21 protein-coding genes are annotated in these 23,190 nt (G+C 65.5%); all 21 read left to right on the top strand.

Annotation, left to right across the window (positions count from 1 at the left end; genetic code table 11):
• The first annotated feature begins 5 nt into the window (after positions 1-5).
• The 21 genes from ASF30_RS12735 to lepB all read left to right on the top strand — a co-directional run bounded on the left by ASF30_RS12735 (position 6) and on the right by lepB (position 23,179).
• Positions 6-4,127, top strand: coding sequence for a DNA polymerase III subunit alpha (locus tag ASF30_RS12735; protein ID WP_055907103.1), 4,122 nt, complete (start codon positions 6-8; stop codon positions 4,125-4,127).
• A gap of 26 nt (positions 4,128-4,153) precedes the next feature.
• Positions 4,154-4,804: an exonuclease domain-containing protein gene (locus ASF30_RS12730; protein WP_055907100.1), complete on the top strand. Its 651-nt coding sequence runs from the start codon at positions 4,154-4,156 to the stop codon at positions 4,802-4,804.
• Entirely contained in the window at positions 4,801-5,079 is a 279-nt protein-coding gene (locus ASF30_RS12725; RefSeq protein ID WP_055907097.1) for a hypothetical protein, read from the top strand. Before ASF30_RS12730 ends, ASF30_RS12725 begins: the two co-directional genes overlap by 4 nt.
• A gap of 119 nt (positions 5,080-5,198) precedes the next feature.
• Positions 5,199-5,747, top strand: a complete 549-nt coding sequence (gene ssb, locus ASF30_RS12720; protein WP_055907094.1) for a single-stranded DNA-binding protein — start codon at positions 5,199-5,201, stop codon at positions 5,745-5,747.
• Between the two features lie 111 nt (positions 5,748-5,858).
• A complete protein-coding gene (locus ASF30_RS12715; RefSeq protein WP_055907091.1) occupies positions 5,859-6,851 on the top strand; it encodes a hypothetical protein in 993 nt (330 codons plus the stop codon).
• 21 nt (positions 6,852-6,872) lie between these two features.
• Positions 6,873-7,337: an HNH endonuclease gene (locus tag ASF30_RS12710; protein WP_055907088.1), complete on the top strand. Its 465-nt coding sequence runs from the start codon at positions 6,873-6,875 to the stop codon at positions 7,335-7,337.
• On the top strand, positions 7,331-9,697 hold the full coding sequence (locus ASF30_RS12705; protein WP_055907085.1) for a M23 family metallopeptidase: 2,367 nt from the start codon (positions 7,331-7,333) through the stop codon (positions 9,695-9,697). Before ASF30_RS12710 ends, ASF30_RS12705 begins: the two co-directional genes overlap by 7 nt.
• Positions 9,698-9,707: 10 nt before the next feature.
• Positions 9,708-10,448 carry a hypothetical protein gene (locus tag ASF30_RS12700; RefSeq protein WP_055907080.1) on the top strand — a complete coding sequence of 247 codons (741 nt, stop codon included), beginning with the start codon at positions 9,708-9,710 and terminating at the stop codon, positions 10,446-10,448.
• A gap of 43 nt (positions 10,449-10,491) precedes the next feature.
• Positions 10,492-11,367, top strand: coding sequence for a hypothetical protein (locus ASF30_RS12695; protein ID WP_055907077.1), 876 nt, complete (start codon positions 10,492-10,494; stop codon positions 11,365-11,367).
• A 75-nt stretch (positions 11,368-11,442) separates the two neighbouring features.
• Positions 11,443-12,540 (top strand): ArdC-like ssDNA-binding domain-containing protein, encoded by a 1,098-nt coding sequence (locus tag ASF30_RS12690; RefSeq protein ID WP_055907075.1) that lies wholly within the window; start codon positions 11,443-11,445, stop codon positions 12,538-12,540.
• A gap of 37 nt (positions 12,541-12,577) precedes the next feature.
• Complete coding sequence (locus tag ASF30_RS12685; protein WP_055907072.1) at positions 12,578-15,397, top strand: helicase-related protein; 2,820 nt, start codon at positions 12,578-12,580, stop codon at positions 15,395-15,397.
• Between the two features lie 20 nt (positions 15,398-15,417).
• The gene (locus tag ASF30_RS12680; RefSeq protein ID WP_055907069.1) at positions 15,418-15,666 is read left to right on the top strand and encodes a hypothetical protein; all 249 of its coding nucleotides are present in this window, start codon (positions 15,418-15,420) and stop codon (positions 15,664-15,666) included.
• Entirely contained in the window at positions 15,663-16,043 is a 381-nt protein-coding gene (locus ASF30_RS12675; protein ID WP_055907065.1) for a hypothetical protein, read from the top strand. Before ASF30_RS12680 ends, ASF30_RS12675 begins: the two co-directional genes overlap by 4 nt.
• 18 nt (positions 16,044-16,061) lie before the next feature.
• Positions 16,062-17,537 (top strand): hypothetical protein, encoded by a 1,476-nt coding sequence (locus ASF30_RS12670; RefSeq protein WP_055907063.1) that lies wholly within the window; start codon positions 16,062-16,064, stop codon positions 17,535-17,537.
• A gap of 23 nt (positions 17,538-17,560) precedes the next feature.
• Positions 17,561-19,021, top strand: a complete 1,461-nt coding sequence (locus tag ASF30_RS12665) for a hypothetical protein (protein WP_055907060.1) — start codon at positions 17,561-17,563, stop codon at positions 19,019-19,021.
• A gap of 30 nt (positions 19,022-19,051) precedes the next feature.
• On the top strand, positions 19,052-19,954 hold the full coding sequence (locus ASF30_RS12660) for a hypothetical protein (RefSeq protein WP_055907057.1): 903 nt from the start codon (positions 19,052-19,054) through the stop codon (positions 19,952-19,954).
• Positions 19,955-19,968: 14 nt separating this feature from the next.
• Positions 19,969-20,859 carry a hypothetical protein gene (locus ASF30_RS12655; protein WP_055907054.1) on the top strand — a complete coding sequence of 297 codons (891 nt, stop codon included), beginning with the start codon at positions 19,969-19,971 and terminating at the stop codon, positions 20,857-20,859.
• An 18-nt stretch (positions 20,860-20,877) separates the two neighbouring features.
• Entirely contained in the window at positions 20,878-21,435 is a 558-nt protein-coding gene (locus tag ASF30_RS12650) for a hypothetical protein (protein WP_055907051.1), read from the top strand.
• A gap of 19 nt (positions 21,436-21,454) precedes the next feature.
• Positions 21,455-21,619 (top strand): hypothetical protein, encoded by a 165-nt coding sequence (locus ASF30_RS22775; protein WP_157497353.1) that lies wholly within the window; start codon positions 21,455-21,457, stop codon positions 21,617-21,619.
• Complete coding sequence (locus ASF30_RS12645; protein WP_055907045.1) at positions 21,619-22,443, top strand: DUF1524 domain-containing protein; 825 nt, start codon at positions 21,619-21,621, stop codon at positions 22,441-22,443. Before ASF30_RS22775 ends, ASF30_RS12645 begins: the two co-directional genes overlap by 1 nt.
• Before the next feature lie 25 nt (positions 22,444-22,468).
• Complete coding sequence (lepB, locus tag ASF30_RS12640) at positions 22,469-23,179, top strand: signal peptidase I (RefSeq protein ID WP_157497351.1); 711 nt, start codon at positions 22,469-22,471, stop codon at positions 23,177-23,179.
• The last annotated feature ends 11 nt before the right edge of the window (positions 23,180-23,190 follow it).

Below are 23,190 nucleotides of genomic sequence, written 5' to 3'. Positions count from 1 at the left end.
CCGTTATGAACGCACCCACCACCGGCGGGTTCGTGCACCTGCACGTCCACACCGAGTTCTCCTCTCTGGACGGGATGGTGAAGATCAAGGACGGTGTGAAGCTCGCCGTCGCTGACGGCCAGCCCGCTTTCGCCTGCACCGACCACGGAACCGTCGGCGGAGCATGGCAGCTGAACAACGCCTGCCGCGAGGCCGGCATCAAGCCGCTCGTCGGTGTTGAGGTGTACGTCGCCGTCGCCCCCACCTGGCAGCAGGAGCCTGACCGCACCCAGCGCGACTCCATGCTCGTCGACCGGGACGATGAGTCCTCCGTCGATGAGGACGCCGCAGAGCGTGGCGGCTCGAAGAAGAGCGACCAGAAGCGGAAGTACTACCAGCACCTCACCCTGTTCGCGACGACGCCGACCGGGTGGAAGAACCTCGCGACGATCATGGACATCTCCGAGGAGTCCGGCTACTACATGAAGCCGCGCATCGACTACACCCTCCTGAAGCAGTACTCGGAAGGCATCATCGCCCTCACCGGCTGCCTCGGCGGCCCTGTCCTCGGACCTGTATCCCGTCACGTCACCGCCCTCAACAAGGTCATCTCCGACCCGGCCCGTGCCGCGGACTGGCAGGCGAAGGCTGATGACGCGATGGCTGAAGCCCGCCGCGGCCTGGACCGAGTCATCGACGCTGTCGGTCACGACAACGTGTACGTGGAGATCATGGAGCACGGCATCGAGTCCGAGTCCATCGCCTTGCAGGCGGCCGTGGACCTGGCAGCCGAGTACAACCTCCCCGTCGTCGCCACCAACGACGCCCACTACACCCACGCCGACGACCACGACACCCACGGCGCGTGGCTTGCTGTGCAGTCCGGCTCCGTCCTGTCCGACCCGAAGCGGTTCCAGTTCCACGGCCGTGGCTACCACCTCCGCTCCGAAGCTGAGATGCGTGCCCTCCGCCCGGAGCCGTGGTGGCAGGTCGCCTGCGACAACACCGTGAAGGTGGCGGAACGGTTCGACGACAACGTCCTCCCCGTCCCGAAGCTGCACCTGCCGAAGTACCCGGTGCCGGACGGCTACGCCGACGCTCACTCGTTCCTGAAGATGCTGATCCGCGAAGGCGCGAAGAAGCGCTACCCGGACGGGATGACCGCGGAGATCCGCGAACGTCTCCAGATGGAGACGGAGATCGTTCACAGCCAGGGATTCGACGACTACTTCCTTATCGTGTGGGACCTCATCAAGTGGGCCCGCGAGGACGGCAACCTCCCCGACTGGGAGCCGATCGAGAAGGGCATCCTCGTCGGGCCTGGCCGCGGCTCCGCGGCAGGTGCCGTCATGTCTTACTGCCTGGAGATCGTCGACATCGACCCTCTGGAGAACAACCTCCTGTTCGAGCGGTTCATGGAGCCTGGCCGCAAGGACATGCCCGACATCGACATCGACTTCGAGAAGCGTTACGTCGACCGTGTCCGCGCCTACCTGGCGTACAAGTGGGGCCGCGACAAGGTGGCCCGCATCGGTACCCACGCTGTCGCCCAGACGAAAGCAGCCATCAAGGACGCCGCTCGCGTCCTGGAACTCCCCGACGTCGGCAACCGCCTGACGAAGGTGATCGCCAACATGACGACGTTCGACGAGCTGTTCGACCTGACCAACGGCGGCACCGAGAAGTTCCGATCCGAACTCGCCGAGCTCGGCGAGAACGGGCAGACCGTCGTGGACCTCGCCCGGAAGATCAACGGCACGTTGAAGGGTGAAGGCATCCACGCATGCGGCATCATCCTCTCCGACGAGCCGCTCCGCGGACTCATCCCTCTCCGCCGTGACCGGTCGAAGGCGGCATCCGGCGGCCTGACTGCAGTCACCGCATGGGACGCCCCCGACATCGTCGACTTCCCCGGCGTCGGCCTGCTGAAGCTCGACGTCCTCTCCATCCGCAACCTCGACATCGTCTCCCAGGCGATCGAGTTCATCGAGGAGACCACCGGCGAGCACCTCGACGCCCGCAACCTCCCGCACCCGAACACGAAGGGCGACTCCCGCGTCGACAAGGCCTACTCGGTGCTCCGCGCCGGCCAGACCGCCGGTGTGTTCCAGATGGAATCGTCCGGCATGAAGAAGGTCGCACAGGATGTCGGACCGGAGTCACTGAACGACCTCTCCGCCATCCTCGCCCTGTTCCGCCCCGGACCCCTGTCCGCAGGCATGGTCGACCAGTACTCCGACCGTAAGGCCGGCACCGCCCAGGTCGACTACTCCCAGTTCACCGACGACCCTGCAGAGCAGGAAGCCATCGCGTCCGTCCTCGGTGAGACCTACGGCGTATGGGTCTACCAGGAGCAGCTCATGCGTCTGGGTTCAGTCGTCGCCGGCTTCGATGCTGTCCTCCGCTCCAAGCTCCGCAAGGCGGTGGCGAAGAAGAAGGCCGACGTCATGGCGGAGGTCACCAAGTACTTCCTCGACGGCGCCGTGCAGGAGTTCCGTGACGAGAACGGAAACGTCACCAGCATCAAGTTCAAGCGGGAGACCGCCGAGAAGCTGATGGAGGCGATGAAGGGTTCGGCTTCGTACCTGTTCAACGCCTCACACTCCGCCGCGTACGCCCAGATTTCGTACATCACCGCGTTCCTGAAAGCGAACTGGCCGGCTGAGTATGGCGCTGCGATCCTCGCAACCACCAGCGAGAAGGAACGACGCCTCGCCGCGATCGACGCCCTCCAGGAGGAAGGCGTGGAGATCCTCCCGCCCGACGTGAACCGTTCCCAGAAGGTCACCTCGCCGGAAGGCCTCTCCGTCCGCATCGGCCTTGCTGAGATCGACAAGGTCGGCCAGCTCGGCGAGGACATCGTAGAGATCCGCGACCACGCGAAGGTTCCGTTCACCGGTCTCGGGACGCTCGTCACCCGCCTCTACAACGTCCCCGACAAGAAGGCTCCGTCGATCGCAGGCCTGGAAGGCCTGATCGAAGCCGGAGCAATGGACTCATTCGGCCCCCGCCTCGGCCAGCTGATGGTGGTCCGAGCGCTTCGCAGCAACTCCAGGCTTCCGATCCCGGACGCCGAGTTCGGGATCCTGGAGAAGTCGATGCGTCAGCGTGCCCGTCTCGGAGTTTCGCTCGGCGAACACCCGCTGCGGTCCCTGCGCGAGCAGATGATGGCGTGGACGCTGCCCGGTGTGGAGCTCGACGACGACTGGCGCCTCCAGAAGGTGTCCCGAAGCCAGGGCGCCCGCGCGAAGCCGGTCAACAAGATTCCCGACACCCACAACGCCGACGTCCTCACTGCAGGGCTGCTGTCTCAGTGGGCGGAGTCCCCGTACGCGAAGGGCCGACGCGCCAACATCACCCTCGAAGCTGCTGGCGCTCGGATCGCCGGCGTCATGTGGGACGACGCGCTGAAGACGGTGAGGAACGCCCCGGAGGTCGGTTCGATCGTCGCCGCGTTCGGTTCCGTGCAGATGCGCTCCCGCGACGTCGAGGATGAGGACGGCAACGTCATCGAAACCGTCACCACGAAGGAGATGACGTTCCGCCGGGTGTTCCCGATCAGCCTGACCGACCCGGCTGTTGGAGCGTTCATCCAGGACACCGCCCGCAGCGCACCCCGTGAACTGCCCGAAGTCCCGGTTCTGCAGCTTCTGAAGCTGGTGAAGACCCCCGTCGAGAAGGCGAAGTCGAAGCCACCTGCTGTCGGGCCGAACGGACGCGCGAAGGACAACTCCCGCCTCCCCGCACCGGAACTGCCCGCGGCGCCTGCCGTCGACCAGACGCCGACAGCACCGACCGCACCGTCTGTCCCGGACGACCTGATCGACCTGCCGTTCCCCGTGGACGCACCGGTCGACATGTACGAGTTCGACATCCCCGCAGACGTCCCCGACGACCTTCTCGACCTTCTCGGCGATGAGCTGTCTGACGAGGAGATGTTCGGCGTCCCCGCGGAGCCGGCACCTGCACAGGCTGCTCCTGCAGCTGACGGTGACGACGACGAGGACGCCGCCGACCGTGCAGCCCTCTCCAGCCTGTTCAAGAAGAACGGCGTCAACCAGCCGAAGAAGCCCGAACCGTTCCACATGCCCGACTCGAAGTTGGACCGCAGGACGGGCGGCATCCTCGGCGGCTTCATTATCCCGTGAGTCCGCACATGAAGGAATCAGACCCCATGCCCTACATCCGAATGGAGGCTGCCGTCCCGGCAGACCACACCACCATGACCGACAACACCCTCACCCATCTCTGGGTCGACCTGGAAGCGACAGGGCTCGACCCGGTCCTGGACGACATCATCGAGTTCGGTGTCATCGGGACCAACAACAACCTCGACACCCTGTTCGAGTACGAAGCTGTGGTGTTCGCCTCCGAAGCCGCCGTCAACCGCGCCGCCGCGAACGATCCGGTGCGCGAGATGCACACCGGCAACGGGCTGATGGCGATCATCTCCGACCCGATCCTCCGACAGGAGCTCCCCACCGTCGAGCTCGTCGAGCGTCAGATCATCGACCTGATCAAGAGCTACCCGCACAACGGAACCCTGGTCCTGTCCGGGTCCGGTGTCTGGCAGTACGACACGAAGATGCTGCTCCACAAGACCCCGGCGCTGCGTTCCCTGCTGGACGACCGAGAGACCAACGACGTCGGCCTCGTCCGGAAGGCATACCGCCGCGCAACCGGCACCGACCTGACCGGCGTGAACGACGGGAAGAACCACCGCGCCATCGTCGACATTCGCCTCCACCTCGCCGAAGCCCGAATCCAAGCGGACATGTACCGCGCCCACGCACAGCGTGTCGCACACCAGGAAGTAGCCGTATGAGCACCATCGTCTCCGACAACACCGACACCACCCAGTGGCTGAACCCGGCCGACGACGCACTCCAGATGCTCGCCGCCCTGGAGGCACTCAGCCACGACGACGCAACCGCCGCCGGTTACGCATCCGCCGGCCTCACGTTGGAGCGTCGCGTCCACGCGCTCTCCAACATCAGCCGTCTCCTGATTCAGCTGGTGCAGAACGAAACCGGCGCCAGCGAGGAGAAGGTCTTCTCCACCATCCGACGGACCCTCGTTCACGAGACCGCACACCTATAAACCTGCCGGCACCCGCCGGAAGAACCGGTTTCAGCAAAACGTGCTGAATCCGCACATGAAGGATGTGGCAGCACACACGCCGCCATTCACTGATACGAAACGAAAGAAGATACCCAGAAATGACGAACCAGTACGGCTTCCCCATCGTCGGCAACCTGACCGCTGACCCGGAGCTCCGCTACACCCAGAGCGGTGTGGCAGTCGCCAACTTCACGATCGCGTCGACGCCCCGCGTCTTCGACCGTGAGTCGGGCCAGTTCAAGGACGGCGAGCCGCTGTTCATCCGTGCTTCGCTGTGGCGTGAGTACGCGGAGAACTTCGCCGCGTCGGCCCACAAGGGCGACAACGTCTTCGCCATCGGCGAGCTCAAGCAGCGCTCGTACGAGACGAAGGAGGGCGAGAAGCGCACCGTGATCGAGCTCGAGGTCGACGAGGTCGGCCCCACGCTCCGCTTCGGCACCACGACGTTCACTCGCCGTGCGAAGAACACGCCGACGACCGCCGTCGCCGCCGCTCCCGTCGGCGCCCCCGCCGCAGCCGCCGTGGCTGCACCCGCAGCTGCTGTCGCAGCTCCGGCCGTCGCTGCCCCCGTGGCAGCCCCCGTCGCCGTCCCCGTCGCTGCCGCCCCCGCGGCCGTCGCCGTGGATGACGACGACTACGACTTCTAGCAGGTGAGCAGGAGCTCGCTCCTGTGATCTGAACAGCAAGTCGAAAGCCCCGCACCCTCACCTGGGTGCGGGGCTTTCTCGTACCCTCCTGTCGCCACATGTCAACGGTGCGTGAAACGCACCGACCACGCCGATGACGCACCCGTCGTCCTGCTGCGCCGGAAACGTGACACCGCCAAGTACTACGCCCGCACGAAGACAGCGCGGATCCTCCTCGCCGCCGTCATCGTCGGCTCGCTGACCGCGGGAGTGGGAACCCAGTGGGGACCCCTGTACGGCACCGTCTCCGGTTGGGTCAAAGAGACCGCCGGCGATGTCGCAGGCACCTCGAAGACCGCCAAACCGACCGTCAACAAAGACGACCTGGACGCAGCGAAGAAAGCAGCGGAAGGGCAACTGAAGAAGTCCGCGAAAGCGCTCTCCGACGCGACGAAAGCCAAAGTCGTAGCGTCGGACCTGAAGACACCGCAGATGTGGTTCGACCGGTGCACCGACTATGTGAAGAAGTCATCGAGCCCGGCCGAGATCCTTTCCTGCACGTCATCGCTCGCCGACGCCACCGACGGGCTGAACGAGAAGACCGACGCGGTGAAGAAAGCGGCGGCTGACAAGAAGGCCGCCGCCGACAAGAAGGCTGCCGACGCCAAGGCCGCAGCGGAGAAGGCGGCGGAGGAAGCAGCCAAGAACGAGGCCGAGGAGCAAACACCGCAGCAGCCCGCACCTCAGCAGCCCGCGCCTGAGCAGCCAGCGCCTGTGCAGCCGGCCCCCGTGCAGCCGGCACCTGCCGACCCGGGGACTCCCAGTTCCGGCGGTGGCGGCGGTGGTGGCGGCAACCCAGTCGTGAAGCCCGGAGTTCCAACATCGGCGTCGTCCACGTTCACCACCGAGTGCTACTCCAGCGGGAACACCGTCAGCTTCCGTCTTGGCGGATCGGGAACACTGACCCTGACTGTCAAGGGACCAGCCGGCTCTACCGGCGGAGGAACCATCACCGGTAGCGGCTCATTGACGAAGGTGCTGAAGGGCGGCGCCGGCGTGTACACAGCCACCTACTCCGGAATCTCACCCGACATCCAAAGCCAATTCTCTGGCGACTGCGAGTAACTCGCCACATGCCTCGAAGGCATGGACACACCGAACGTTGACGCTGCATTCCAGTTCCTCGGCGACCAGCCGATGTTCGCAGCCGCGCTGGGGTTCGTGCTCCTGATCGCGTTGTTCCGCGGGTGGTCGAAGGCGAAGAAGGCGTTCAACCGTCGCGGCCACCGCCCCGACGGAGCACGACTTTTCACACCCGCCCAGAAGGCTGAAGGCGCCCGCCGGGCAGGGCGAGGCCGGTGCGAGCACAAGGACCCGATGTGGTTCCGCTGCTCCAAGCCCGGCACTCACGGCGACCACATCTACCCGCACTCACGAGGCGGGGCGACAGCCATGTCGAACCTGCAGATGCTCTGCCCGACCCACAACCTGGCGAAGTCCGCCACCGTCCCCACCCGCACCTACATCTGGCGTCTGGAACGACGCCGCGCCCGCTACTTCCCGGCCGGTGTGTCCGGGAAGGTCGAATGGCGGGCTGATCGGGCATGGTGAGCAAGAGCGACTCGAAGTCGGACTCCAGCAGCTCGAAGGACAAGCGCGAGAGCGAAGCTGCTGCCAAGGACAAGGCTGAGGCCAGGAGCTCCAGCGACGAAACCGATCGGCTTCGTAAGAAGCGTGAAGCTGACTCCGAAGAAAGCTGGGACAGACGCCGCGCCGCAGAGGAAGCTCAGGACGACGAAGCTGGGGAAGCCGACAGACACCCGTTGACGGAAGGGCCGATCGAGGCCATCTTCGGATCCCAAGAAGCTGGAGCCTCGAAGTCGAAGACCGACATCGCGCGCGCCAGCCAGGACGACGACGACGACGACGACGACGACGACGACGACGACGACGACGGCGGTCAGGGTGGATTGTCTCGCCGCTTCGGGGGCATGCTCGGCTCGTCATCATCGGAGGATCCTGCAGCCGGCACCACCATCAACCCATTCGAGCGAACCCCGAGCAGCAAGAGCAAGCCATCCGCAAGAGCAGACATCTCGAAGGCCACTGGCGCACAGTCGAGCCCGAAGTCCAAGCTCGCCGACGGCGCGAAGAGCATGCTGAAGGACAAAGTCCTCGGTGGCAGCACCGGAGGCAGCGCCGGCGGTGACGGAGCAGCGAAGGGTCTCGGCTCCAAGCTCGGTTCCGCTCTCGGTGGCGCGAAGGACAGCAACGCAGCCGGCGCCCCGAAGGACAAGAAGGCGGAAGCCGCCGATGTAGCGAAAGACGTCGCGAAAGAGGCCATCAAGGGTGCGGCGTCTGGTGGCTGGGCGGGCGCCGGCGCTGCAGTCCTCAAGACCTTCTGGACGAACAAGACTCTCCGCAACCGGGTGACGATCCCGGTGATCGCAGCCGTCCTGCTGCTCACCATCGGCGTGTCCATCGTCGTCCCGGTGTCCGTCATCAGCGCAGTGAACTCCGCCATCGGTATGGAGGAGAAGCCGGCGCGAACAGCGGCGTTGAAGAGCGGGGCGACTGGTGAACAGATCAGCGCCGCCAAGGATGCCGCTGACATCTCCGACGCTCCCTGGGAGCTGTTCGTCGCGTACGACATCACCAAGAAGGACGAGCTGAACGGGGAGGCTATCGACCGGGGGATCGCCAAGACCGACCCGGAGAAGAAGTACCGGTCGTTGACCACCGGCGCCAGCTACAAGCCTGACAGCGGCGGCGTGAAAGTCATCCGCGACGATGACGAGAACAAGGCCGGGCATGAAGCCGCCGACAAGGTGAAGGAAGCGTGGGTCGGAGCTCTGCAGGACACCGGCGTCAGCGAGTCCGAAGCAACCACCATCTACAAGCTCGCCATCACCATCGCCCTTGGCCAGACCACCACCTGCGATGCACCAGAACCGGCACCGGTGACTGTCGGCGACAACACACTCGACGCGGAGCAGACCGCGAACGCGAAAACCATCATCGGTGTCGTCAAGTCCGCCACGAACACCATCACCGACCCGCAGCAGCAGATCCGCGTGGCGAACATCGCCATCTCCACCGCGATCGTGGAATCCGGGATCAAGAACCTCGACTACGGCGACCTGGACTCCCTGGGTCTGTTCCAGCAGCGCCCCGCCGCCGGGTGGGGAACACCGGAACTCATCCAAGACCCGGTGTACGCAACCACCAAGTTCCTCAGCCACCTGTTCAAGATCATCGACTGGTCAACGAAGGAACCCGGAGTTGTCGCCCAGGAAGTCCAAGGCTCCGCGTTCCCGCTCCGCTACACGGAGGAGATGCCGGTGGCCGAGAAGGTCGTCGCGTCCCTCTGGACGACCTCCGACCCGGTCCCGGTGTACCCCGGCATCGACCTGAACGGCGTCAACAGGCCAGGCGCCCCCGCAGCTGCCGGTGACGCCTGCGTCGCCCCATCCGGAGAGATGATCCTGCCCTACCAGGTCGGAGCGCCCATGCTCATCTGCGACTGGTACTCCGGCCAGTTCAACGACCGCAGCAGCCGCGGCGGCCGCGCCCACACCGGTGTCGACTTCGCCATGCCTGTCGGCACCCCACTGCTGGCCATCACCAGCGGCATCATCGTCCGCGTCGGCCACAACACCGACGGTGCCGGCAACTACGTGATGGTGAACCACGGCATCCAGGACAACGGGCACCCCGTCTACGCCCGCTACCTGCACATGCAAGACGACCCGGCGTTCAACCCCGGAGACAAAGTCACCATCGGCCAGCAGCTCGGCGTGGTCGGCCTGACCGGCGACACCGGCGGCGCCCACCTCCACTTCGACATCCGCTGGAACGTCGACGACGGCCAGCTCGCCACCCGCGACCCCGTCCCGATGTTCCTGCAGCACGGCATCGACCTCACCGACCAAACCAAGTTCCCGCTCGGCTGCGGAACCCAGCCCTACTAAGGAAGCCACCATGAACGAACGAACGAAGATCATCCTCGGAGTGCTGGGTGTGGTGGCTGCGATCGCGGTCATCCTATTCAATGTGCTCTCCGGGCCCACCAAACCCGCCGAACCGGAGGAGACGAAGGCTCCGTCCGGCGGCACCTCCGCACCTGTGGAGATCCCCGGCAGCAGCACCGGCGGCAACACAGACAAGCCGACCGAAGTGCCGGAGCCCAGCGACGGTGAGGACGAGCAAGGGCCCCTGGACAGCGAAGACGGCGAAGATCCCGGCACCGACGGTGAGCACACCCACGACGGTGAGTCCGCGACCGGCGCCGACGGGTTCGAAGACGGGACCGGCGGCGGGTCCGACTCAGCCGACGTCCCCGCCTTGAAAGCACTCGGCACCGCTGCGGTGAAGGAGTACTCCACGATCGTCGCCGGCGAGAGCGCAGCGGCTCGGGCGGCACGTCTCGCCCCGTACTTCGCCGATGGCTCCAGCTACCTCACCTCCGAACCGCGGATCTCCAACCCGTGGGACAACGAAGGTGTCGACCTGACCGGCATCGACTGGGGGCGGGAGCCGCTGACCGGTGTGAACGGTCAGTACGACTCCGGATTCTCCCTCACCGTCGTCGCCCCCTACACAGCCCACTACCTCTCCAACGGCAAACCCCTCACCGTCATCCGCACCGGCGTCTGGGAGATCACCGTCTCCCCAGAAACCATGCGGATCGTCGCATTCAACGAACCCACCGTCCTCAACTAGAGAAAGGAACGCAGCCGTACCCCGGCCGCACACTTAGGAAACCATGAACACCGCACCAGCAACCACCAACCAGCCCCGTCAGGTGAACAGCCTCATCAACCCCGGATTCTGGGAGAGCCGCGAGCTCAGCGCCGCCGAAAGCGGCCTCGACGCGCAGACGTTCGAGCAGACCATCGACGCGTGGCTCGCCAAGCCCGGCAACGACCTCCCCGAGGGAGGCCGTGAGCTGATGGTGGAACGACTCACCGACGTGCACGTCATCGACGACCTCACCCTCCAGTTCGTCCACCGCGAGGTCGCTCACGAGCTCGGCGGGGTGAAGGACGACGCAGACTTCCGCACCCTCCACGCCGTAGCCGCCGCATCCGCTGAGATCCTGCAGGAGACCGGTAACACTTCCCTCGCCTCCAGCCTGAAGGAAGCCGTCGACCGCATCGCACTCGTCAACATCCTCGACACCGACAGTGCAACCACCGCGTCGATCAACGACCCCCGCGTCCAGGCCGGCGAACTGTTCGACTTCCTCGTGGAGGACGACGGCACCGTCTTCGAGCGCTACCACGACGGCAGCCGCGCCCCCATGTTCCCGCAGCGCGGCCGGTTCCAGACCAGCCGACCACTCACCGATGACGAGCGGGAGCACTTCCTCAACCTCGCCAACCACGGCTGGGCGGCTGAACTCCACGCCGTCGACGGCGACGTGGTGTTCGAGAAGTCGGACTCGCCGACATCCCTCATCGTCACGTTCCCGCCGGTCCTGAAGGCCGACAACGTCGACGAGTACCTCGGCTGGCTGCGCGCCTACGTCAGCGAAGGCACCCGCGAACGGAAGTCCGACAAGGTCGCCCCGGCCGGATCGCGCCGCTTCTCCGGCATCGAGAAGCCGCCGGTGTTCGAGTTCTTCTTCGAAGCTGACTGACCCGTATGCACGACTGACAAGGGGTGGCCTACCGGCCGCCCCTTTCGTCGTCTCACAGCCACACACCTACAGAGCATGGCGACAGCGACAGTAGCGAACACCCAGGTGACCGTATCCGTGGACGGCAACGGCGACCACCACTCCGTCGACGGGAAGTACACGGAGCATGTCTTCAGCCAGTTCGAAGCGGATGCGCTGCAGCCCTCCGACCCGTACGCCGACGACGTGTACCAGCGCCACTACGACAAGATCGAGGACCGCACCAAAGCCGTCCAGGAGGAACTCGCCCGCCGGGTCGGCGAACTCGCCAACGACGACAACTGGAACGCGTACCTCCGCACCATGTCGAAGTTCCACCACTACTCCCCGAACAACCAGCTGCTCATCATGTTCCAGCGACCCGACGCAACCCGAGTCGCCGGATCCGGCACCTGGAAGTCGCTGGGCCGCTACCCGAAGGCGGGGGAGAAGGGCATCGTCATCCTCGCCGGCACCCCGATCACGAAGACGAAGAAGGACAGCTCCGGCAACGACGTCGAGGACACCTTCTGGGCGTACAAGTCCGTGAAGGTGTTCGACGTCTCCCAAACCGACGGCGACCCGCTCCCCGAAGCGTACGAGGAGCTGACGGAAGAGCCGCCAGCAGGGTTCCAGCAAGCGATCGAACAGGAGATCACCGGCCTCGGGTTCACCGTCGCGTACGAACCGATCGCCGGCAACGCACACGGGTTCACCCGTCCGTCCACGAAGCAGGTCGTCGTCGACGCCCGCCTCTCACCGGCAGAACGAGTCACCACCCTCGCGCACGAGCTCGGCCACATCAAGATGGGCCACCTCGAGCGGCTCGACGAATACCACACCGGCCACAACGGCGGGAAGCGCGGAGTCATGGAGGTGGAAGCTGAATCCTTCTCCTACGTCCTGTCCCGCTCCCACGGAATGTCACCGCAGATCGGTGGGGCAGCGTCCACCTACGTCGCCGGCTGGTCGATGAACGGAACCGACACCGTCAAGGACTCCGCCAAGGCTGTCTCCAAGGCTGTCGCCGGGGTCCTGGCAGACGGCCCGCTGAAGATGGCGTCACCCGGGAAGGTCGAGTACGTCGGCTCGTCGAAGCCTCGCCCCCGGAAGCCCGCCGCGAAGCGTCGCCCCGCCACGAAGAAAGCCGCCTAACAGGACAGCCGGGCACTTCCGTCGCGCATAGAACCATATGGACGCTTTGCTGCGCGGATCCCGACGCAACCCTGAACTGCTGCTCCGTTTCGGACGCAACGCCGTTCACTCGCGCACCCGGAAGCCCCTGCAGCCATGGGTGAAAGCCCTCCCCGGACGCCGGTTCGACAAGGACCTCGGCGGCTGGGTGGTCACCGGCATCGGCCCGACACCGCAGCAGATCATCACCGACGCCGGCTTCCGGATCATCTGGGCGAACGACCCAGCCTCCGACCTGTACGACTGCCGGAACCTCGACGACCTCGTCACCCCGATCGCGAAGCTCCACCCGAACAAACGCCGCACCATGGTCCGGCACAGATTCCTCGGTTTCGACCTGGCAGCTGAGCTGCTCGGATGGGGCGCGATCTGGGACAAGAAGCGGGGCCTGTTCATGGTCCCCACCATCGACATGCTCACCATGGAAGGCACCCTCAGGCCCGGCATCCACCACCACCAGGACGCCATCGATGAAGCGATCCGGCTCCGCAGCCGCGTCAACGTCGCACCTGAGAACGTCGCCCTTCTCTCCAAGGCAGGATCCGCCACCAGTCTCGCGTCGCTGACCGCTGAGGAGAACGAACAGCTTAAGCGGATCAACGGCGTGTTCGCACCCTGGTTCGGATTGCCGATGTTCGACTTCCAGGAGATCGGCGCCTACGCCGTCGCCGCCGGCCACAACGGCCTGTTCGACGAACCCCGCGTCGGGAAGGCGCTGCCGCTGACCGAGCCGGTCCTCACCCCGACCGGGTTCCGCCCGATGGGCGACCTCGTCGAAGGCGACCAGGTCATCGGATCCGACGGGGTCCCGCACAACATCACCGGCGTCTTCTACCAGGGAGCCCGTGACGTGTACCGGGTCACCTTCTCCGACGGCGCCTACGTCATCGCCGACGGCGAGCACCTCTGGGAGGTGCACGGATCCGGCACCCGGATCATGACGACGCTCGACATCCTGAACTCCGGCCTGCAGGACCCGACCACTGGGGATCCGTGGCAGGTGCCGGTCGTGAACCCGATCCAGTTCGACACCGAACTCAACACCGACTCCCTCCTGCTGAAGCCGGTCGACGTGAGGGTGAACGCCCTACGCTTCCAGATGAACTCCAACGGTCTCATCTGGAACCGCGGCGGCGCAGCCATCCAGGTCGCCGGTCCTGAGCACGCCAGAACCACCATCGACCTGATCCGCTCCCTCGGCGGTGTCGCCGAGCACCTCGAAGGGCCATCCGAGGTGGTGTTCACCACCCCGATGAACCCGTTCCACGAATCCCACCAGCTCTCCGGTCTGTGGGAACAGACCACCCCTGAGCGGTGGATCACCAGCATCGAACAGCTCGCCGAGCCCGTCGAATGCCAGTGCATCGAAGTGGACGCCCCCGACAGCCTGTTCGTCACCCGCGACTACGTCCTCACCCACAACACCCGCACGTCACTGGCCGCCGCGACCCTCCTGAAGTCGCACCGCACCCTGATCATCACACCCCCGCTGGTGCTCACCAACTGGTCTGTGAACGTCGAAGAGTCCGGCCTGTACAACCGGGGCGGCAAGTCCGACGGGAAGATCGCCGTGTTCAAGTCCGGCCGCAAAGAGCCGGAGCTCCCGGAGACCGGGGTCGTCATCGTCTCCGACTCGTTGATCGCCGCCCGCGAGGAGCTGAAGAAGAAGATCATGGCCTGGTCCCCGCAGGTCGTCATCGTCGACGAAGCCCACCGCGAAGGAACCTACGGGACGAAACGCTGCGAAGCGGTGCTCGACATCGCCGCAGTCGCCGAGAAGATGGTCATCCCTCTGACCGGAACCCCGATCGCCGCCAGCCCGATGGAGCTCACCCCGCTGCTGGAGATGTCAGGCCACCTCGGCCCGATCTTCGGCGGTGTCGACGGGTTCCTGAAGCTGTTCTGCACCCGGGACAAGTTCGGCCGCCTCCACGCGAAGAAGACCGGCCAGCTGCGACTCCAGAATCTCCTCCGCGACCAGGTGTGGGTGCGACGCTCCAAGGCGCAGGTCGGCATCGGAACAGCCGGCACCCACGACAAGCTGATCCTCGACGTCGACCTGAAACTGTTCAACGAAGCCCACGAGACCGTCAACGACGAGATCGGCGAATGGGTCGACAAGTACGTCGACCAGATGGGGTCCCTCCCGAACGACGAAGCGATCGACCAGTTCTCGAACGAGAACATCGGCCTGCTCTCCATCCTCCGCCGCGCAGCCGGCATGTCGAAGATCCCCGGAGCTGCGGAGATGGTGATCGACCACGTCAAGAACACCATCGAGTACCTCCCCGACGGCCGACCCATCTACAACCGGCCCCTGATCGTCTGGACCCACCACCGAGACGTCACCGAAGCGATGGCATCCGCCCTCGACGGCCACGTCGAAGGCTCCGCCATGATCATCGGCGGCATGAGCCAGAAGCAGAAGGACGACGTCGTACGCAGGTTCCAGGCAGGGGAGATCCCGGTGCTCGCCGCTTCGATCATCGCCGCCGGTGTCGGCATCGACCTGACCCGCTCCTCGGACGCCTGGTTCGTGGAGACCGACTGGACACCGATGAACGTGCTGCAGGCCATGGACCGCATCCAAGGCGTCAACCAGAAACGAACCACCTCCACCCTCACCTTGGTCGCCTACGGCACACTCGACGAACGCATCCAGAAGGTCCAGAACACCAAGGGGAAGACGCTCAGCGCCGTCCTCGGCGGTGACCACGATGTGTCCGTCGTCGACAACGTCGAAGACATGAAGTCAGCGTCCGACATCGTCCGCGAGCTCACCGTCGCCGTCGTCGAGAAGAAGCGGAAGAAGAGATGAGATCCGCACATGTTGGTGCCATGAAGACGATGACCGCCGCCCACCCCGACACGGCGGCCGCACCCACCACCCCTGATTTCCGTCGCCGCCGCGCAACCGCGCTGGGGGCTGCGCTGACCACGGTCGGGTTGCTGCTCGGCGCTGTGCAGTTCGTTTCCGGGAGCACGTCGATGAACGGTCTGTTCTTCGCGGTGCTGTTCTCGTTGGCTGCCGGTCTGTGGGTTCTGTTCAGCGTCGTCATGGACGCACGAGAGGAAGATGTTCGATGACTGAGGTTGCTGAGAAGCCTGTCCACCCGGCATTCCGTGCTGCGGAGATCGCGTTGGTCGCGATCGCGAAGAACCGTTGCGAGACGTGGGAGGAGCTGGTCCGCACCGGTGTTGAGCCGCGCCTGACTGATGAGCAGCTGGCGTTGGTTCGTGAGTATGAGCAGTCGGTGGTGTCGTTCCTGAGCGTCCAGAAGGGCGCCCCGGTGACCCTGACGTGGTGCAAGGAGTGCGACAAGGTGGCGTTCATCGGCACCGGCACCGTCCCGACGAAATGCACGCTCACTCTGGGCTGTGTCGGCAAGGCTGTGAAGGCTGGAGCTCCTGCGCCGCGGACGAAGGCTGCCGCCACGGATGAAGCTCCCGCTGAGGCCGCGTAGCCACACACTTATGGGTGCATGCCCAACAAAGTCACCCGCCGCAACAACAAGAACCAGCTGATCTTCGTCGCGTCCGGCCAATACGCCTTGGACCCGGCCGCTGAGGCGTTGCATGCTGCAGAGTTCGGACCGCTGGACGCCATGCCGACTGTCACGTCGGAGCAGGGCGAGCGGATCTTCCAGACCCTCATGAGTCTGGGCTCGTACACCGAGCATGCTGCGCGTGAGATCGCTGATCGTGACCTGGAGGCTTTCGAGCGCCGCGGGATCCCTGCTGAGTTCGGCGCCGACTACCGGGTGGCGACCATCGGCCGGCGGGACAACTTCGGGCTCCCGAACCTGATCCGCTTGTGGGGTTCCGGTCACACCGTCGAGGAGATGCTGGCGTTGGCTGAGCTGGACGGCGGCCGGTACCGGAACAGCACCGAGAAGCTGCTGTTTGCTGGGATGACCGCAGAGAAGGTGGAGGACTACATCGCGCTCGGAGTCCCCGCTCAGCCGGAGGCGTTGCTCGCCTACTCGAACGCCACCCAACTGCAGGTGCAAGGCTGGGTTCTGGCGTTGAAGGAACACAAGGAGCTGCGCGAGACGGTGCGGACGTACCGTGACCTGAAGGCTGTGGTCGACAAGGGGCTCGATCCTCACCTGGTGAAGTCCTTCGCCGGGACCGGCGTTTCTGGCTCGTTCATCGCCCAGTACAGCTCATGGGGTGTCACACCGGAGGCGATCCGTGAGTACGCCTCAAAGTCCAAACTGAAGACGCCGCGGCTGGAAGCATTCCTAGAACACAACATCCGCCACTCGCTCCGTGCTGTCTCACCTGAGGTCGTTGTCGCGTACGGCCCGAACTTCGACCCGTCTGACATGTCGTGGCTGTCGAGCGAAGGCATGGACCCGAAGCAGATGCGAAGCCTCCGCGGCGCGGAGAAGAGCCTGAGCGCAAAGGATCTCCTGAGACTCGCCGCTGCCGGGATCGTCTCTGGTGACGAGCTGAAGGGATGGCGTGAGCTCGCCGGCGTCCCCGAGTACGGGTACAACGCCGACGTGGAGCGGATCGGGAAGATCACCCGATTGGCTGCCGCTGCCGGCACCACCGCCCGCCGCGCCGCCCACTACAAGGAGTTCGGCTGGGACCAGCCTGAGCACTGGAACACCATCGCCGCTTCCGGCATCGACGATCTCACCCCTTGGCACGCCGCTCTGCTCGACGGCCGCCGCGCCAACAGCATCCACGGGTTCAGCCTGTACGGCCCGGCGGCGGCCGGTCTTGCATCGTTCGCCGCGGCCGGCGGCACCCCGGACCAGCTTCGGATCGTGCAGCGCGCCGGGATCCCGATCGATCAGGCGCACCGGTTCATCCGAACCCGCGACCTGTGGAAGGCGGGGGAGAAGTTCCGGGCCCGTCAGGCGCAGCTGGAAGCTGAGGAGCCGGCCCGGTTCGGCCGCGGAGCCGGAACGCCTCTGCAGTGGTCCGAGGACACCTACCAGGTGTGACACGCCCCACACACGTAGAACCCATGCCCACCATCAAGCGTTTCAGCGAGGATGACGTCAACCGCAACGTCATCGGCGAGTTCTCCGATAAGGCTCAGTCCGCGAAGGAGTTCGCCGACCTGGTCCCCGAGAAGAGCGCCGAGGAGCGGATCTTCGACGTGTACATGGCGACGGGGGCATTTACCGAGACCGGTGCCCGGCATCACGCCCAGCGGGACATCCAACGCTCCCTTCACTCTTCTGTCGACGCCCGGTTCTACGCCGAGTATGCGGAGGCGACTGTGCCGACGTTCGGCTGGCAGCCTCATGGCGTGCCGTCGGCGGAGTTCCTGGACGAGAACAGCCTCACCGTCAACGACCTGATGGCGGTCGCCACCCGCGACAACCAGCGGTACCGCGGCCACCTGCAGCCGCTGCTGGAGAAGGGAATCACCTCGGACCGGATCGACCGTCTGATGGAGCTCGGCTTCTCCGGCGCCCCTGACCCGATTGTCGCACTCGGTGACCTCGACGATGATGACGCTGCCACTTGGATGGCTGCGATCAACGACAACCCGAAGCTGCGCCTCTGGGCTCGCGACTGGTCACTGCTCCGAACCCTGCACGACACCGGCATCACCCCGGATGACGCCGCCGCGTACGCGAACACCGGCGTGGAACCGTGGGTTGTCGCCGGCCACCCCGACGCGTTCAACCCGCACGACTTCGATGAGTTCGCGGCCGAGTCGAAGCTGAAGCCTGACCTGGTGTCGAAGTACATCGACCACAACCTCCGGTACGCCCGTAAGCCGGAATGGATGGTGTCTGCGGGCTCCGCGAAGCTGTACGGCGCGAACTTCGCACCGGCTGACGTCGCCGCCCTGGTCGCTGCTGGCGTCGAAGGCCAGCACGCGAAGAGCTTGCGCACCGCCGAGAAGTCGTTGAGCATCGCCGAGCTCACCGCCCTGACTGCAGCTGGCGTCACCAGCGCTCCCCAGTTCCGGGCATGGCGTGACTTGCTCGGTTCAGCACCGTCCGGCTCCCGGAACGCCGACCGGATCGTCAACGCTGTCACGCTCGGGCGGACCACCCCGACCCAGGCGGCCGCGTACCGGAACTCCGGGTTCACGGAACCCGCCCAATGGGGTGCGCTGGCGGATGCGAAACTGACTGACCTGTCACCGTGGACGATGGCCCTGGCCGACGGCCGCCGCTCGAACCAGCACCACGGCTCCGGTCTTCGCACTGCCGCCGCGAACGGTGTCGCCGCGTTCGTCACTGCCGGCGGAACCCCGGGACGACTCCGACTCGTCCAGCGCGCAGGAATCCCGATCGACGTCGCCCACCTGCACATCGACACTCCGGACCTGTGGGCGGCGGGGGAACCGTACCGCGCCCGCACCAGCGAGAACGAGCAGCAGATCATCGCCGCCGGTTACGAAGTCTCGCCGATCATCGACCAGTGGGCCTGGACGGAAGAGAACTACCGGGACGGCCTGAGCTGACCTGGGGCTGCGCCACACACCTAGAACGTCATGAGCAAGTTCGACACCAGCATCCACACCAACCGTGCCGCCAACGGCCGCGCCGACTTCCGCACCTTCGCGGCAGCACAGACCACCATCCGCGAGAACGTCAGCGCCGCCGACGTCTCCGACTGGCTGGCCCGAAACGGCAAGACCCTGGGCCTGACGGCAACAGAGGAGTTCGCGGACCGTCTGAACCAGGCTCATGCCGACAACGACCTGGTCCGTGCCGACCTGTACCGAGAGCTGTTCGAGGAGGAGCACGGGTACTCCGACGAGGACGCCACCCGTGTGTCCGCCCTCATCAACGAGCTCGCTGCGTCCGGCCGTGTGGACGTCGCTGTCAGCTTGGAGAAGGTCCTCGGCCTCCATGTCGCCGCACCCGTGACGCCCGTCGCCGTCCCGACGCCGGCTCGCGCTGCTCAAACCACACCCACTACGACGTATTCGTTCCCCAACGCAGCTGAGGCCGCCCGCCTCGGCTCGTTCCACGACACGGTCATCACCGACGACGGGACCGTGTTCCGCCGTTCCGGCGCCGGCGCTCAGCCCACCTACGACACCAGCCAGATCCGTATCCAGACCACCCGCCCTCTGGACGACGACGAGATGCGCCGCTTCGCCAAAGCTCTCGGCTATGCCCATGCCGCCACCGTCCGCGGTGAAGCGTTGGGCGACCCGACACGCGAGACCCCGTCGTCGTTCATCTTCTGGTTCGACTCCACGAAGGCGCACACCTCCGATGTCGTCTCAGCTCTCGGCAAGTCCGAGGATGACCTCCCCGACATCCTCGAGAACGGCTCCCCGGTTCGTATGACCGACCGCGCCGGCACGGGAACCGCCGGCACCCGCCTGGTTCCACCGTTCGGCTCGGACATCGAGTTCGAGATCTACTACGACGCTGCCGTCTGAGCCGGAGCTAGAACATGTCCAAGTACGAATGGGAGGAGGGGACCATCACCCTTCCTTCGTCCGGGTTCGCCCAGCTCCGCAAAGCCGTCGAAGAAGCCGACCGCGCCCACAAGGAGGTGGTGTTCGAGCACACCCAGAAGTTCTGGGCTGGACTGACCGCCAAGCAGAAGTCGGACCGCGGCGAGTACAACAAAGCGTTCGACGACTACTGCGACAAGCACGCCAGAACCAAGAAGGTGATCAGCGCCCCATCCCGGTGGTCCTCCGGCGTCTCCATCGACGTGGACCTCTCTGACGACATCGAAGCGGTGGTCAAGTACGGCCGAGCATTCAAGGACAAGCCGACGCGGGTGTTGAAGTCAGACATGAACTTCCCCACCAACCGCACCACGGAGTTCAGCGCGTCCCCTCATGGCGGATGCATCACCTTCAACAAGGACAGAGGTACCGTCACCTGGTCCGTGGGCGAGAACAACCACGCAGTCAGTTCAGCACGCGGCGGCGCTGTCGCCGAGGCGTTCTTCAAGTCGCTCCGCGACGTCAAATGGCGGAAGAACACCGGGGGCGTGATCTCCGGCAACGACGAGTACAACCGTGAGGGCCGGGACTACGGAAACGGCGGGAACTACGTCACCGTTGGGTTCGGGCCGATCGGTGCGATCGAAGCCCCGTGGCAGACAGACGAGTTCGTCATGACTGACGGGAAGCGTTACTCCCGAGGTGATTACGACAAGCTGGCGCGGTCAGCTGCCGCAGCCAGCCGCCGGAACTTGAACCAGGCGTTGAAGTCACAGGGGCAGTCGCCGGCACGCACCCAGCGCGGGAAGACCTCCGCTGCGTCCACCGCCGGTTCGTTCACGAACCGGAACTTCGGCGGCTACGAAGGCGCGCCGCTGCACTTCTGAGCCACACACCTAGAACTCATGCAGACCACCGACTCAGCTCTCATCGACCAGCCCCGCAGCAGCAACGGCCGGTACTCCTCAGCTCCCTGCCACGAAGCTGAACTCCCCGACTTCCAATGGGAAGCTGACGAGTTCACCGCCGACTGGGAGGCTGGGTTCCGTCGGTACGACGACGCCCGCGCCCAGGAGGCCGCCTGGGCTGACCGGCGGGCGGCGCTCAGCATGGCGGCGGACGAGAACCTGCTGATCGCTGAGGCTGCGCAGTCGAACCGATCGCTGAACGCCGGCGACCTGCTCCACCTTCACGAGAGCCGTCTGCTGGTCCCGGCCGGCGCGTTCGCCAACCCGAGCTTCGGGAAGCTCCCGTTCACAGTGCAGCTGGACCTGGTCGACGAAGCGTTCCCCGAGGAGCAGCTGGTCGCCGCCCGCAACAGGTGCCTCCACCCGGAGATCCTGGACTTCCTCTCCGACGCCGATGACGCTGTCGTGGCTGCTGCCGCCAAGCGCACCTTGGAGGTTGCCGGCATCGGGGCGGCCCCGATCCAGCTGAGCCCTGTTTCCCGCATTGCTGCGTGAAACCGCGCATGTAAGCCTCATGGACATTTTCTTCGACGCGGACGCCGTCACCGACTCCATCAACGCGGATGATTTCGCCAGCATGTTCGATGAGGCGGCGCAGCCTGACGTCACAGTCTTCCTGGACGCCGTGCAGCTGTCGGACCGACCGTTCATCCCCATCGACGTCACCGTCCCGTTCTGATGCGCCCCGGACAGAACAACGGCGGAGGGTTCTTCCAGAACGGCTTCGTCGTCCTCCTCGGAGTCATCGCCTTGGTGGTGCTGCTCAGCACCTCCGGACAGATGCCGAAAGTGAACGCCGCCCTCGGCGAAGTCGCGTCAGCGATCATGTCTGTCACCGGGTCCACCACCGCCGAAGAGGAAGCGGACGACGCCCCGCCGGGCGAACCCGCTGAGGTGGAGCAGACCATCGACGATAAGAAGTCCGCCACCCCGGCGAAGAAGCTGACGATCTCAGCGAAGAGCGCCCTGAAGAGCTTGGAGAAGCTCGGCGCGACAGACGACCCAGCCGACAACTTCGACGCATCGGAGTTCGGCGACGGATGGGTCGACATCAACAGGAACGGCTGCGACACCTTCGCGGACACCTTGGACCGCGACCTCACCAAAGTGGTGAAGTCGAAGGACGGCTGCACGGTGAAGTCCGGTTCGCTGACCGACCCGTACACCGGAGCGAAGGTGGAGTACACCAGCAAGCAGAGCCCCGCCTCCATCACCGTGGACCGCGTTGTGGGCCTCGCTGACGCTTGGCAGTCCGGGGCGAGCACCTGGAACCCGGTGAAGCTGGTGAAGTTCGCCAACGACCCGCTGAACATGATCACCGTCGACGAAGCATCCTCGTCCGCTCGGGCCGGCCGTCCCGCCGACCAGTGGGCCCCACCGGACGTCACCTACGCCTGCGACTTCCTGGCCCGCCAGATCACCGTGAAAACGAAGTACGCGCTGACCGTCACAGACGGCGAGCGGGAGTCCATGAAAGCGATCCTGGTCGGCTGCCGAACCTGACCGTTCCGCCACATGCCTTTCCCGTGTGACGGATGAGACAGAGAAGTCGCGGGGCCGCCGCGCACAGCCGACGCGCCGGAAGGCGATGACGAAGCAGCGACGCGGCCGCGGGTGGAGACGCCTGCTGAGCTACACGATCGTGATCGCCGTCTCCATCGTCGCCGCCGTCCTCATCCGGCAGTACCTGTTCACCCTCGCCCTGATCCCCAGCGCATCGATGGACCCGACGTTGAAGGTCGGCGACAGGGTCGGCGTGGAGCAACTCACCGGGCACGTATTCGATATCGAACGAGGCGACGTCGTCGTGTTCGAAGACCCGGGCGGATGGCTTCCTCCGAACACCCAAACCATGCCGGACCCGCTGTACGAGTTCCTGGTGGACGCGAAAGTGATCGCCGACACCCACGGAGACCTGCTCGTCAAACGCGTCATCGGCCTCCCCGGCGACCACGTGGCCGTCGGATCAGACGGGGTCCTCCTCCTGAACGACGCCCCGCTGGACGAACCGTACCTGCCGAGGACCGTCACCAGCGCCTCCACAGTCCCGTTCGACATCACCGTCCCCGACGGGAAGTTGTGGGTCATGGGAGACAACCGGGAGAACTCCGCGGACTCCCGATTCCACCAGGACGACCCGTCCGGACCGTACGTCGACGAAGACCTCGTCATGGGGCGAGCCGCCGTGGTCCTGTGGCCTCTCGCGGACCTGAAATTGGTCCCCGGCCTGAACGGCTAATTCCGCGTCAG

Origin of the sequence: Leifsonia sp. Leaf264 (assembly GCF_001422325.1) — a bacterium.
In the GTDB taxonomy this organism is placed as follows: domain Bacteria; phylum Actinomycetota; class Actinomycetes; order Actinomycetales; family Microbacteriaceae; genus Orlajensenia.
This window is presented reverse-complemented; position numbering and strand designations above follow the sequence as displayed.